Source organism: Arthrobacter liuii (assembly GCF_014639275.1).
GTDB lineage: Bacteria > Actinomycetota > Actinomycetes > Actinomycetales > Micrococcaceae > Arthrobacter > Arthrobacter liuii.
Window position 1 is genome coordinate 105388 of record NZ_BMFW01000011.1, and the last position, 13690, is coordinate 119077.

The window sequence follows — 13690 nt, forward strand, 5'->3', positions numbered from 1 at the left end:
GGCCGTCAGCGGCTGGGAACCTCTTCCAGGGGTTCGACGCCGGGCTCCCGCGGCTGAACGGCATTCCCACCGTCCGTCCGCCCCAATTTGCCGGGCCACCAGATCCTGGGGCCGATGTCGTAGGCCAGGGCGGGCACCAGCAGCGAACGCACCAGCACAGTGTCCAGCAGGACGCCGAACGCCACGATGAATGCCAGCTGCACCAGGAACATGATGGGGATGACTCCGAGCGCTGCGAACGTGGCGGCCAGCACCACGCCGGCAGAGGTGATCACGCCGCCGGTGACGACGAGCCCCCGGAGGATGCCGGCGCGGGTGCCGTGCTTGATCGATTCCTCCCGGACCCGGCTCATCAGGAAGATGTTGTAGTCCACGCCCAGCGCCACCAGGAACACGAAGCCGAACAGTGGAACGGTGGCGTCGGCGCCGGGGAAGCCAAAGAAGTTGTTGAAAACGAAGGCTGACACCCCAAGCGCGGCCGCATAGGACAGCACCACGGAGAGCACCAGCAGGACCGGTGCAACGATGGAGCGCAGCAGCAGCATCAGGATGAAGAGGATCACCACCAGGACCACCGGGATGATGACCACCAGGTCGTGCTGGGCGGTGGTGTTGGTGTCGAGTGCCGTGGCAGTGACGCCGCCCACCAGGGCGCCGGGATCAACGGCCTTCAGGTCGGTGCGCAGGGCCTTGATGGTCTCCTCCGCCGCCAAGGAGTCCGCCGCGTCGTTCAGCGTGGCGTTGATAAGCACTTTTCCATCCCGGACGTCGGGGGCAGTGGGTGCGCCCGGGGCTCCGGTGATGGGGATACTGCCGGGGGCCAGCAGGTAGGCCTCGCCCACGCCGTCGTCAGCTTTCACCCGGTCCAGCACTTCCGCTGCCTTGGCCTGGTCAGCAACCACGACGGCGGGGCTGCCGCTGCCGGCGTCGAAATGGCGGGCCAGCGCGTCCTGGCCGTCCACGGCGTTGGACGCAGCAAGGATGACGTCGGTCTGGGGCACGCCGTTGGCCTTCAGCTGGAACAGGCCGCCTGCGGCAACCAGCAGCAGGAGGACCGAGGCGACCCACACCGTCCTGGGGCGCCGGGACACCAGCGATCCGATGGCACGCCAGAGCCCTTTCTGCCCCTCCAGGCCGGTGACCAGTTCGGGTTCGCGTTCGTCGGCAGGGAGGAGCTTGGGCCGGAAGGGCCAAAAGGCGGCCCGGCCCAGCAGTGCCATCAGGGCGGGCAGCAGGGTCAGCGCCGCGAACAGGGCACACAGGATGCCTGCGGCTGCAACGGGGCCCAGGGCCTTGTTGGAGTTGAGGTTGGAGAAGAGCAGGCACAGCAGCGCGATGATTACCGTGGCGCCGGACGCCAGGATGGGCTCGAAGGACGCTCTCCAGGCGGTCAGGACTGCTGCCGTGCGGTTGGTGGTGTGGGTGAGCGCTTCCCGGAAGCGTGCAACGAAGAGCAGGGCGTAGTCAGTGGCGGCGCCGATCACCAGGATGGAGAGGATGCCCTGGCTTTGGCCGTTGAGCTGGATCCAGCCGGCCTTGGCCATGCCGAACACCAGCAGGATGGCGGCACACAGGGCGAAGACCGAGGTCAGCAACACCATGACGGGCAGCAGCAGGGACCGGTAAACGACCAGGAGGATCACGAACACCGCGGACAGGGCCACTAGCAGGAGGATGCCGTCAATGCCTGCGAATGCCGCAGTAAGGTCTGCCGCAAGCCCGGCAGGTCCGGTCACGAAGGTTTGGGCACCCTCCGGCGCAGCTTCCTTGACCGTGTCGCGGAGTTCCTTGACGGCACCCTTGACCCCGGCCGATGATCCGATGGGGACCACGAACTGGACTGCCTTGGCGTCCTTCGATGGAATCGGGCCAATCACCGTGCTGCCGAGCTTGAGGCCTTCGAGGCTGGTCTTGAGCGTGGCGAGCTCCCCCAGCTGCGCAGGAGTGAAGGCCTCGTTCTTCTCGATGACGATGATGCCGGGAACCTCGTTCGAGTCGCGGAACTTTGCCTGCCAGTCCTGCGCCTCGGTGGCCTCTGCGCTGGCGGGCAGGAAGGACGCCTGGTCATTGGAGGAGACCTCGTCCAGCCGGCCGAATGTGGGGCCGCCCACCCCGGCGAGTCCGAGCCAGGCCAGCACCAGGACGACGGGGACCAGCCAGCGAAGCCAGAAGGGGACGCGTTCCCTGGCAACTTTTGTGCGATTCATGATGCCTTCCGTGGCTGGGCAAGGGAGTAATATTTATTCCAGCATAGATTATCTCCATGGGAGAGATAAGTGCCAGTCAAGCTTTTTCTTTCGCCGGGCATTCGGAGGCAGGAGCTGCCTGCCTGCTCCAGGGGCGGGCAGGCCTGGAGTAATATCCGTCAGTACGGCTGGGGCAAAACGCTGATGCAGAACCGGAAGCAGGGAGGTGGGCGTGGCAGGAGAGAGCACTCCCGGCCTGCCCTCCTTCCCGCAGGCAGGGCCGGAATTCGGTCCGCCGAATCCGCTGATCCGCCTCCTCCAGGAGTTCACCATCGAAGCGAACCGCTACGTTGATGCCGCCGGAGACCGGAAGGACATGCACCGGACAGACATGAACGCCCTGGCGGTGATCATGCGCCACACCGCCAGGGGCAATATCGTGACGCCCGGCCTGCTGCGGAAAGAACTGAACCTGAGCTCCCCCGCCACCACCGCCCTGATCGACCGGCTGGACAACGCCGGACACGTGGTCCGCGAGCGCCACAGCACTGACAGGCGGCAGGTCCAGCTGAAGATGACCCCCAAGGCGTTCCGTGAGGGCGGGGCTATCTTCGCCCCGCTGGCGCAGCACATGGGCTCCGCGATGGCCGGGTTCTCCGAAGAGGAACTCGAAACTGTCACGCGCTTCATGACCGCGATGATCGACGCGACCGTGGCAGCCCGCACGGAATCCCAGTAGCTTTCCCGGGCAGGGGGTAGCGTTTGGTTATGAGTGCCCAGCAGCCTGAAGATGACGTTTACACTCACGGCCACCACGAATCGGTGGTCCGCGCCCACGCCTCCAGGACCGCCGAAAATTCCGCGGCGTTCGTCCTCCCGCATCTCACGCCTGGGTCGACACTGCTCGACGTCGGCTGCGGGCCGGGCACCATCACCTGCGACTTCGCCGCCCTGGTCAGCCCCGGAAAGGTCACGGGACTGGACCGCTCACCGGACATCATCGCCCAGGCGCAGGCCCTCGCCATGGAGCGGGAAGTGCCCAACGTTGAATTCGTGGCGGGCAACATCTACGACCTCGACTTCGCCGACGAAACGTTCGACGTCGTCCACGCCCACCAGGTGCTCCAGCACCTGACCGACCCCGTGGAAGCCCTCCGCGAGATGCGGCGCGTTGCCAAGCCGGGCGGCATCGTGGCGGTGCGCGACGCCGATTTCCACGGCATGAGCTGGTATCCCGACTTCCCGGAGCTGGACGAGTGGATGGACCTGTACCAGCGGATTGCCCGCCGAAACGGAGCAGAGCCCGACGCCGGGCGGCGGCTGGTCAGCTGGGCACAGGCTGCGGGATTCGCCGACGTGGCGCCCACCAGCAGCAACTGGCTTTACGCCACCGCCCAGCAGCGCCGCTGGCAGGCGCGTGTCTGGGGTGAGCGGGTGCTGCACTCGGCCTTCGCCGAACAGGCGCTGGAGTACGGGTTCGCCAATCCAGCGGACCTGGCCCGGATCTCTGCGGGCTGGCACCGCTGGGGCTCCACCGACGACGGCTGGTTCCTGATCCCCAACGGCGAGGTCATCGCCCGGGCATAGCCGCGGTTGTCCACATAGCGCTCATTTGGGCTTCTTGCAGGATGGCCGCGCTAATACCGTCGGGGCATGAGCTATTACGGCGATAACGAATACTGGGCTGAGCCTTACGCTGTGGAGGTAGACCAACTAGACTTGGTCAACATGGGACAATACAACGTCCAGGAGGCAAAGACGCGCCTGTCCGAGCTGTTGAACCAGGTGGAGAATGGTGAGGACGTGGTCATCGCCAAGGCCGGCAGGCCCGTCGCCAGGCTGGTGAAGATTGAGCGTCCCCACAAGCGGGAACTTGGCTTCCTGGGCCCCCTGCATATTCCCGATCAGTTCTACGACCCCTGGACTGACGAGGAGATGGGGGCGACGGACTGATGCGGCTTCTCCTGGACACCCATGTTTTCCTGTGGGCGGTAGCCGAACCGAAGCGGCTCTCCAGCAAGGCCCGGAGTTCCATCGGCAAACTGGAGAACCAGGTTTATGTCTCGCCGGTGACCGCCTACGAACTTTCCTACAAGCACCACCTGGGCAGATTGCCGTACGCCGCGGCACTCATCACAAGCTTCGGACGGCAAGTGGCCCACCTTTACGCTACCGAACTGGCGGTCACGTCACCGCACACGCTGGCGGCGGGACAACTGGACTGGGAGCACAAAGACCCCTTCGACCGAATGCTGGCTGCCCAGGCCATGGTGGAGGGGCTTACACTCGTCACCGCCGATGAGGACTTGCAGGCCTTCGGGCCGGTAGCAACCCTCTGGTAATACGGGCACTAAACTTGGTTGGTGCAATTCTCTCTTTGGCTGGCCCTGGCGGGCGCCGGCGCCCTGATCAGCTTCACCCCGGGAGCCGGGGCCATCAACACCATGAGCAACTCGCTGAATGCGGGGTTCCGCCGGTCAATCTGGGGAATTCTGGGCCAGCAGGCAGCGCTGGTTGTCCACGTCCTGATTGTGGCCCTGGGTGTTGGGGTCTTGGTGGCCAGCTCCCCAATTGCCTTCAACGTGATCCGCTACGCCGGCGCGGCCTACCTCGTGTACCTGGGCATCCGCCAGTTCCTCAGCAAGCCCACCGTCGCGCAGGAACAGGCCGCCGCGCTTCGCAATGAACCTGCGTGGTCCATTTTCCGCCGGGGATTCTGGGTCAATCTTTTGAACCCGAAAGCGATCGTATTCTTCCTCGCCTTCACTCCCCAGTTCATCCGGCCGGAGCACCCCCTGTTCACCCAGTACGCCGTGCTGACGGCCACAATTGTTGCCATCGACATCCTGGTGATGTGGTTCTTCTTTGCCGCGGCGGCCAGGTCCTTCCAGCGCTTCACCAATACGGAACGGGGCCAAACGGTCCTGGGCAGGGTATTCGGCGTCCTGTTCGTGGGCGTGGGCATCCTGCTGGCCCTCATCCACTAACCGGCACCGCCGCCCCACCACCAACGTGAAACGTACCCATTTCAAAGCCGGTAATGCATCTTTACAAGACTGTAAAACTTTGTGAACAGGCGGCTAGCCAAGAGCGATCGGGAGCGCGCATGCTTAGGTGCATGACCTCAACGTCGAGCGCATACCGCGTCATCACCGTCTGCACCGGCAACACCTGCCGGAGCCCCATGGCAGAGATCATGCTCGAGGCAGCGCTTGGACGCGAGGGGCTGGACGGGCTGGTGGAGGTAGACTCGGCCGGGATCACCGGTTACGAGGCCGGCAGGCCCATTGATCCCCGCGCAGCCCGTCGGCTCGCTGCCACCCAACTGGCATCGGATCATCACGTGGCCCGCGAGTGGGAGCGTGAGTGGTTCCGCGAGCGCGACCTGATCCTGGCGCTGGACATCGACCACTACGCCTGGCTGAGTGAGTCAGCCCCGGACCAGGAAGCCCTGGACAAGATCCGGATGCTCCGCAGTTTCGATCCCGCCATGGCTGGGCGGGACCGCCTGGACCAAGGCATCGAGGACCCCTGGTACGGCGGCCATGCGGATTTCGATGCTGTCTGGCACCAGATCCAGGCGGCACTGCCGGGCCTGGTCCAGCACATCAAGGCCGCTGTCCTGCAGAGCACCCAACTGCAGCCGCACTAGCCGAGGAGCGCCCGATTTAAGCGGCGCGGGCACTGGAAACGGTACGCTCTAGTCCATGAGCCCAGCCCCCGTCATCATCGCCGTGGACGGGCGCTCCGGCGCGGGGAAGACCACCCTCGCCGTCGAGCTTGCGGCCCGGCTCCGCACCCACCACAAAGTCTCGCTGTTCCACCTCGAGGACATCTACCCAGGCTGGGACGGGCTGGCGGCCGGCGTCGAGCGCTATGTCGCCACGGTCCTCACGCCGCTGAGCCGCGGCGAGGCAGCCACCTGGACCAGCTGGGACTGGGAGAACCATTACGACGGCGACGCCCGGGTCACGCTTCCCGCCGAGATCGTCATCGTGGAGGGAGTGGGGGCCGCCGCCGAGGCCGCCCGGCCCATGCTGGGCGCGGTGGTCTGGGCCGATTCCCCGGACGAGGTCCGCAGGACCCGGGCGCTGGACCGTGACGGCGCAACCTATGAACCGCACTGGGACCGGTGGGCTGCCCAGGAGGACGAGTGGCTGGGCCGCGACGACGTACCCGGCCACGCGGATCTTCGTGTCCAGAACCTCGCGGACGGGTCGGCCCCGGCGGATATGCTGAGGCTCCTCCCTTACCTGCCCAAACTGGCGTCGGTCCTGGCACCCGAACTCTCCGCCCGCCGCGGCCTCCGGCTTCATGCCGAACGCCTGGACACCCTCCCGGATGCCCCGGCACTGTTCCAATCGCTGTACGGGAGCTCCGCCAGCGCCGTCTGGCTGGACTCCTCGAACGCGGGCACCGGACCGGACAGCACAGACCCCGGGGCACGGACTGCCGGAGAGCGCAGCCGCTTCAGCATCATGGCGGACGACGGAGGGACGTTCGGCCAGTACGTGACGCACCGTGAGGGCGTCAGCCGCATCAGCGCGGGCTCGTCCACGGCCACAGTCCCGGGCCCGTTCTTCCGCTGGCTGGACACCGTCTGGGGCCGCCGCGCCGTACGCACCCCCGACGGCTATCCCGGCGAGTTCACCCTGGGCTGGCTGGGCTGCCTGGGCTATGAACTGAAACGCGAAACCGGCGGCAGTGACCTCTCCGCACCCACACCGGACGCTGCCCTGATATTCGCCGGCCGGGCGGTGGTCCTGGACCATGCCGACGGTACCGCCTGGCTCCTGGCACTGGAGGCGCCGGACGCCGGCGACTGGCTGGCGCAGGCGCGGACAGCCGTCGAAGCAGCCGCGGACACCGCCCTGCAGCCGGCAGCGGAGAATCCCACGGCGGAAGCCGGCGGCAGCACCGGCGTCGTAGGCTCCCTCCCCCCGGCCTTCCGCAGCCGGGACACGGGCGCGGGGTACCGGGAAAAGATCGCCGCCGCGCAGCACGAGATCGCCCAGGGAAACACCTATGAGGTCTGCCTGACCACCACCCTCGAAGCCCGGGTCCAGGCTGACTCGCTGGATCCCTGGACCACGTACCTGGCGCTGCGCCGCACGAACCCGGCACCGTTCGCCAGCTACCTCCGGCTGGGAAACCTTGCCGTGGCCAGCACCTCGCCGGAGCGGTTCCTGAAGATAGCCTCCGACGGCGGCATGCGCGCCGAACCGATCAAGGGCACCCGGCGCCGGGCTGCCGACCCCCGCGAGGACAACCAACTGCGTACGGACCTGGCCAAGTCCTTGAAGGACAGGGCCGAGAACATCATGATCGTGGACCTGCTGCGCAACGACCTTAGCCACTTCGCAGAGCCCGGTTCCGTCACGGTCAGCCGCCTTTGCGCCATCGAGAGCTACGCCACGGTCCACCAGATGGTCAGCACCATCGACGCCAGGCTCCTCCCGGGGGCACCGCGGGCCGAGGCGGTGGCTGCCTGTTTCCCGGCAGGCTCCATGACCGGCGCCCCCAAGATCAGCACCATGGCCATCCTGGACCAACTGGAGGCGGGCCCCCGCGGTTTCTACTCCGGAGCCATCGGCTACTTTTCCCTCAACGCGGCGGCTGACCTCGCCGTCGCCATCCGGACCTTGGTGATCAGCACATCGGCTGACGGGACGGCTGAACTGTCGCTCGGCGTCGGCGGTGCCATCACCTCCGACTCCGTTCCGGACGAAGAGTATGAGGAGATCCGGACCAAGGCCTACGGAGTGCTCTCCACACTTGGTGCGGAGTTCCCCGACGCCTGACGGCCCGGTAGGTGGCGGGCAGGGCATCCACAGTGCGGACGCCCGTTTAGGACGACGCCGCCCGGGGTACGCCCCTGACCTCAGCTGAACCGCCCAAGCAAGGCGGCGGGCCCATTCCCCTGGGCGCCTCCACACAAGTTAGGTTTGCCGCGTGACGGATCCCTCCCAGCGCCACACTGCCAGCAAGCAGGCACCGCGCAGCTTCAAATACGTCCTGACGCTTGGCGCCCTGGCCGCGCTTCCGGCCCTCACCACGGACATGTACCTCCCGTCCCTGCCCGCCGTGGAGGCTGACCTCCACACCACCCAGACCGCCGCCCAGCTGACGTTGTCCGGAACCCTCGTGGGGGCCGGGACCGGCCAGCTGGTGATCGGCCCGTTCTCGGACCGGTTTGGACGGCGGCTGCCCCTGATCATCGGCATCTCGCTGCACGTGGCCATCTCGCTGTTGTGCTCCCTCACGCCGAACATCGAGACCCTGACAGGGCTGCGCGTGCTGCAGGGCTTCTTCAACGCGGCCGCCGCCGTGGTGGCACTCGCCGTCATCCGCGACCGCTTCGTCGGGTCCGCCGCCGCCCAGCTCCTGTCCCGGCTGATGCTGGTGATCGGTGTAGCGCCGCTGCTGGCCCCAACGGTGGGGCAGGCCATCGCCGGGCTTTGGGACTGGCGCGCCGTCTTCTACGCGCTGGCACTTATCGGGGTGCTTCTGGTGGCAGTCGTCTGGAGGTTCATGCCGGAGACGTTGCCGGAGGACAGGCGAAGCCCGGGGCATCCCAGGCATGTGGCCGGCGCCTACTGGTCGCTGCTGCGGGAACGTCACTTCATGGCGCTGGCCGTCATCCCCGGGCTTGGGCTGGCCCTGATCATGAGCTACGTGGTGGGTTCGCCCTTCGTCTTCCAGAACGAATACGGGCTCACGGCCCGGCAGTTCGCCCTCATCTTCGCCCTCAACGGTGCCGCGCTTGTCCTCTCGGCCCAGCTGAACGCCGCCCTGGTCCGAAAATTCCGGCCGGTCCGCCTCCTGCGCACCGCCCTCCTGGTCCAGTTGGGCCTGGCCGTGCTGCTGCTCGTGGTGGTGGCCACAGGCGCCGGCGGCCCGGTGGGCGTGGTGGCCGGCCTCTGGCTGGTCCTTTCAGCCCAGGGAATGATTCCGGCAAATGCCTCAGTCCTGGCCCTGCACAATTACGGCCACATGGCGGGAACGGCGGCAGCAGTCATCGGAGCCTTGCAGTCCGGGGTCGCCGGACTGGTGAGCCCCCTGGTCGGAGTTTTGGGCGGCAATTCCCTGTCGATGGTCATCGTCATGATCGCCAGCTGCGCCCTGGCGGTGACCGTCCTTGCCGTTGGGACTCCCGCTTACCGGAAGGGAGCCTGGCCGGAGCATGCCGCGCGCGGCGACGGCGATCGGGTCAGTGCCGACGAGTAGGTGATGTGCTGCTGCCGGCCCATCGCGCCGTGCCCGCAACTACTGGACCGTGCCCGGAGCTACTGCACCGTGGCCGTCAGCCGGGCCACATTGTCGACGTACCGTGCGGCCAGGGGCCGGTTGAGCCAGTCGGCGAGCTTGAGCTCATGGGAGATGTCCCGGTAGGTGTCCTCCACCGCCCGCATCTTGTTAACGATGTCCGCGCCGAGCAGCATCACGGACACCTCCAGGTTCAGCGAGAACGACCTCATGTCCATGTTGCTGGAGCCCAGGACGGCCACCTCGTCATCAATGGTGAAGTGCTTGGCATGCAGCACGAACGGGGCCTTGTACAGGTAAATGCGCACACCTGCTTCCAGGAGGGCCTCATAGTAGGACCGCTGCGCGTGGTGGACCAGGAACTGGTCGCCCTTCTCCGAAACGAAAAGTTCCACGTCCACGCCGCGCTGCGCGGCAGTGGTGATGGCATAGAGCAGCGAATCGTCAGGGACGAAATACGGGCTGCAGATGGAAATCCGGTGCTGGGCGGAATAGATGAGGGTGTTGAAGAGCCGCAGGTTGTTTTCCGTGATGAACCCGGGGCCGCTGGGCACCACCTGCGCCGTGACGTTGCCGGGCTCCGGGTTCGCCGGGAGCTGCAGCTGGTGTTCCAGGGACTCGTCGGTCTCGCTCAACCAGTCCGTGGCGAAAACAACATTCAAGGTGGTGACGATAGGCCCCCGCAGGCACGCCATCAGTTCCACCCACTCACGCCCGGCCTTCCGGTGCCTCGGGTTGTTGTAGGACGGCTCAATCAGGTTCTGTGAGCCGGTGAATGCCACTTCGCCGTCGATCACCATGATCTTGCGGTGGTTCCGCAGGTCGGGCCGGCGCCACTGGCCGTGGATGGGCAGGAGCGGGAGCATCCGCTTCCACTGGATCTTGCCCGCCCGCAGCCGCTTCAGGAGGTTCCTGTACCCCTTGACCCGGAGGGTTCCGATGTGGTCGAAGAGCACGCGCACCTCCACCCCGCGCAGGGCCGCCTCCTCGAGGGCGGTGAGCAGGTCATTGGTGACGTCGTCGGTGCTCATGATGTAGAACTCGGCGTTGACGAACTTCTTGGCCTTCCGCACGGCCTTGGTCATCTCCAGGATCGAGTCCGGATACCCGGGAATCAGGTCCACGGTGTTGCCGTCCACCATGGGCAGGGAACCCAGGGTTCGGTTGAGTTCAGCCGCGGACTTCACCCATTCCGGACCGGGGTAGTCACTTTCCGCGTCGGAGAGCGCTGTGATTCCGGCCTGCACCCGCTCGTTGACCAGCTGCTGCTGCGCGCGGCGCCGGCTGGACAACCGGAAGTTGCCGAACAGCAGGAACAGGACTATGCCCAGGAACGGGATGAAAAAGATCCCCAGCAGCCAGGCCATGGCGGTGGTGGGGCGCCTGTTGCCGGGGATGATGCCCAGGGCCAGGACCCTGATGACCAGATCGGCAAAGCCAAGGAGCACAACAACCCACGTCGGCGCGGTGCCGGCAAGCGAAAAAGGCCACAACACGTCAATAACTCCCGCGCAGATATGGCTCCGGAGGACGGTTTCCGGCCGGGGCACTCTGCCCAGCTTATCGGCGCCGCCGCACTAAGCTGGTGCCATGACCTCTCCAGCCCCCGTGGTTCTCGTTTTCCTCGACCCCGCTTTTCCCGAAGGCAGGCCGGCTGACGCGTCCCAACCGCAACTGCTCGTCACGGATTTGGGGGTTACGCGGGGCGACGGCGTCTTTGAAACCATGCTGGCCGTCGGTGGAACGGTGCGGAAGATGCAGGCCCACCTGGACCGGCTTGCGGGCTCCGCTGCGGCGCTGGACCTGGACATCCCGGACCAGGACGCCTGGCGGCGTGCCATATCCGCTGCGGTTGCCCGGCACCGTTCCCAGAACCCGCCGGCAGACCCCGCGGCAGATGAGCTGGTGGTCAAGCTGGTAGTAACCCGCGGAGTGGAGGGCGCCCCTTTCCCCACCGCCTGGGTGCAGGCAACACCCGCCGGGGCTGCCGGCCGCCGGCAGCGCGAGACAGGCATCGACGTCATCCTCCTTGAGCGGGGCTACGACAGTGACGTGGCCGAACGGGCACCCTGGCTGCTCCTCGGGGCGAAGACGCTTTCCTACGCCGTGAACATGGCGGCGCTGCGCTATGCGCACAAACAGGGTGCCGACGACGTCATCTTCCTGTCCACCGATGGTCGCGTGCTGGAAGGCCCCACGTCCACGGTGCTGCTGGCGCATGTGGAAAAGTCCGACGACGGCACGCCGGTGAAGCGCCTCATCACGCCCCAGCTGGACAGCGGCATCCTGGCCGGGACGTCCCAGGGCGCCCTCTTCGCCGCCGCCAAGGCTGCGGGCTGGGAACTGGGCTACGGTCCGCTGGAACCGCAGGACCTCATGGACGCCGATGCGGTCTGGCTGATCTCAAGCGTCCGCCTGCTGGCCCCCGTGAACCGGATCGACGGCAAGGAGATCGGCACCCCGTCCCTCCAGAAGGAGCTGACCGCGGAGTTGAGCGGGCTTTTCGCCGGCACCCGTTAGTCCCGCAACAGGCCGCGAGATCCCTTTCCCACTTCCGGCATCACCCGTAAGGTGTGGACCATGGACTCGCAAAACCTGCCCATCGAAAACCTGTCCTTCGACGACTGCTGGGAACTTCTTGCCAATGACACGGTGGGCAGGCTGGCCATCGTAGTGGACGCGCATCCCGAGATCTTTCCCGTGAACTACGTGGTCCACCTGCGCAACCTGGTCTTCCGCACGGCGCCTGGCTCAAAGCTCTGGGGGGCCAGCATGGAGCGACCCACTGCGCTTGAAATCGACGGCTACGATTCCGCCACGGAAATGGCTTGGAGCGTGGTGGTGCGCGGCGACACGGAGATCGTCGAGGACCAGGCCGTCAAGGATGCCGTGGACGGCCTCGGCCTGGAACCGTGGCAGCCCGGCGAAAAAGCCAACTACGTCAGGCTGAACGCCAAAGCGTTGACGGGCCGCAGGTTCAAGGTGAACCGGCCGGACGTCTGGAACACCCGCCTCCAGGACAGGCGCCGGGCATCATTCGAGTAGCGCCGCGCGGATAACCCGAACGGCCCCGCCCACCAGGCTCCGGGACTCACGCGCCGCGACGTGCCACCTGCCGTGAAAGCTGTGCTTCAAGGCCGGACAGCAAAATGGTGAGTCCTTGGTCAAGCTCCGCGGCGCCGTCGTAGTCCGACAGCGCCGGACCCAGGGCACGCAACCTGGGGAACTCCCTGGCCGGCAGGCGGTGGAGGCCCAGCCGCAGCAGTGCCTCGTTCTCTTCCGGGTCCACCACGTACTCCTGCAGTTCGTTCAGGATGTGCCCGTAGAGGAAGCCGTAGTAGGCGCGGTAGACGTGGAGGGCATCTGCCGGCTCGAATCCTGCCGCCACCAGCAGGGACAGGATCTGCTCCAGGGGCCTCAGCGTGCCCAGCGGACGCAGGCCCAGCGGCGTGGAGAGGGGCCGTGTCACCAGCAGCGGCACAACGTTGGGGTGCCGGAGCGCCAGGGTCCGCAGGTCGTGGGCGATTTCGCGCAACTGGGCTTTCCAATCCGGGTCCTCCGGATGAACCTTGAGCTGGTTGAGCACCAGCTCCGAAACCCCGTCCAGCAGGGCGGCACGGTTCTCGGCATAGCGGTAAAGGCTCATGGGATCCCGGCCGAGCTGCTGCCCCAAGCGGCGCATGGTCAGCGCGTCCAGGCCCTCGGAGTCCACCAGTTGGAGGGCTTTCTCAAGCACAATATCCCTGCTCAACCTTACTTTGGGCGCGCCGGGCCCGGAACTCTTGGCGGAAGTCATCGCATGGTCCTCGCTGCCAGCAATGGCCCGGAGTAATCCGCGGCCATTGCCTAATATCCTGTCTACGGGTAAAGTCTACACCGTAGACAGGCGGTGAAAGCGCTGATGGTCCCCCCAGTCTCAGCGGGGGGCAGCCTATAGACCCGACCGCCCCCGTGCAGGGCTTCGCGGTTCGCTGCTGTAGCCGAACGGCGGCACCACGCACTTAGCGAAGGGACGCCGTCATGGCCAATTCGCAGTTTGATCTTTTCCTCCACGAAGCCACCTACCCCGACCAAGCGGCAGAATGCAGCCTGGACCGCGACCGCCTTTACGGGCCCTTCGCAGATGAGCGTGGTTAGGGTCGTCTGACGCGAGGGCGGCAGCGTGTCCTGATGCCGCTGCGGCGTGGTGCGGGAGGAGAGGGGTCAGGGCCTCTTTGAATTGGTAGCGACCAAGCTTC

The 13690-nt window shown here is 66.3% G+C and carries 13 protein-coding genes; 10 read left to right on the forward strand and 3 right to left on the reverse strand.

The features are described 5' to 3' along the window. Positions 1–5: 5 nt before the first annotated feature. Entirely contained in the window at positions 6–2207 is a 2202-nt protein-coding gene (locus tag IEW19_RS12950) for an MMPL family transporter (protein WP_188572038.1), read from the reverse strand. 211 nt (positions 2208–2418) lie between these two features. Here IEW19_RS12950 and IEW19_RS12955 point away from each other — a divergent pair, with 211 nt between their 5' ends. The 8 genes from IEW19_RS12955 (at position 2419) to IEW19_RS12990 (ending at position 9413) form a co-directional block, all read left to right on the forward strand. Next, a complete protein-coding gene (locus IEW19_RS12955; RefSeq protein ID WP_188572039.1) occupies positions 2419–2925 on the forward strand; it encodes a MarR family winged helix-turn-helix transcriptional regulator in 507 nt (168 codons plus the stop codon). A 29-nt stretch (positions 2926–2954) separates the two neighbouring features. Next, on the forward strand, positions 2955–3773 hold the full coding sequence (locus IEW19_RS12960; RefSeq protein ID WP_188572040.1) for a methyltransferase domain-containing protein: 819 nt from the start codon (positions 2955–2957) through the stop codon (positions 3771–3773). A 66-nt stretch (positions 3774–3839) separates the two neighbouring features. Further along, complete coding sequence (locus tag IEW19_RS12965; protein WP_229748461.1) at positions 3840–4139, forward strand: type II toxin-antitoxin system Phd/YefM family antitoxin; 300 nt, start codon at positions 3840–3842, stop codon at positions 4137–4139. After that, the gene (locus tag IEW19_RS12970; RefSeq protein ID WP_188572041.1) at positions 4139–4528 is read left to right on the forward strand and encodes a type II toxin-antitoxin system VapC family toxin; all 390 of its coding nucleotides are present in this window, start codon (positions 4139–4141) and stop codon (positions 4526–4528) included. Before IEW19_RS12965 ends, IEW19_RS12970 begins: the two co-directional genes overlap by 1 nt. Before the next feature lie 21 nt (positions 4529–4549). Beyond that, complete coding sequence (locus IEW19_RS12975; protein WP_188572042.1) at positions 4550–5173, forward strand: LysE family transporter; 624 nt, start codon at positions 4550–4552, stop codon at positions 5171–5173. Between the two features lie 131 nt (positions 5174–5304). After that, positions 5305–5838, forward strand: coding sequence for a low molecular weight protein-tyrosine-phosphatase (locus tag IEW19_RS12980; RefSeq protein ID WP_188572043.1), 534 nt, complete (start codon positions 5305–5307; stop codon positions 5836–5838). Between the two features lie 55 nt (positions 5839–5893). Then, the gene (gene pabB / locus IEW19_RS12985) at positions 5894–7987 is read left to right on the forward strand and encodes an aminodeoxychorismate synthase component I (protein ID WP_188572044.1); all 2094 of its coding nucleotides are present in this window, start codon (positions 5894–5896) and stop codon (positions 7985–7987) included. A 151-nt stretch (positions 7988–8138) separates the two neighbouring features. After that, positions 8139–9413 carry a multidrug effflux MFS transporter gene (locus IEW19_RS12990; protein WP_188572045.1) on the forward strand — a complete coding sequence of 425 codons (1275 nt, stop codon included), beginning with the start codon at positions 8139–8141 and terminating at the stop codon, positions 9411–9413. Positions 9414–9472: 59 nt separating this feature from the next. On the opposite strand, the gene cls is transcribed toward IEW19_RS12990, so the two are convergent. After that, on the reverse strand, positions 9473–10948 hold the full coding sequence (gene cls, locus IEW19_RS12995; RefSeq protein WP_373283607.1) for a cardiolipin synthase: 1476 nt from the start codon (positions 10946–10948) through the stop codon (positions 9473–9475). A gap of 94 nt (positions 10949–11042) precedes the next feature. On the opposite strand from cls, the gene IEW19_RS13000 reads away from it, so the two are divergent. Both IEW19_RS13000 and IEW19_RS13005 read left to right on the forward strand, forming a co-directional pair. Then, the gene (locus IEW19_RS13000) at positions 11043–11972 is read left to right on the forward strand and encodes an aminodeoxychorismate lyase (RefSeq protein ID WP_188572046.1); all 930 of its coding nucleotides are present in this window, start codon (positions 11043–11045) and stop codon (positions 11970–11972) included. Positions 11973–12032: 60 nt separating this feature from the next. Beyond that, on the forward strand, positions 12033–12497 hold the full coding sequence (locus tag IEW19_RS13005; protein ID WP_188572047.1) for a pyridoxamine 5'-phosphate oxidase family protein: 465 nt from the start codon (positions 12033–12035) through the stop codon (positions 12495–12497). 46 nt (positions 12498–12543) lie between these two features. Here the strand turns inward: IEW19_RS13005 and IEW19_RS13010 are convergent, their stop codons facing one another. Then, positions 12544–13248: a TetR/AcrR family transcriptional regulator C-terminal domain-containing protein gene (locus IEW19_RS13010; protein ID WP_188572048.1), complete on the reverse strand. Its 705-nt coding sequence runs from the start codon at positions 13246–13248 to the stop codon at positions 12544–12546. Positions 13249–13690 lie beyond the last annotated feature (442 nt).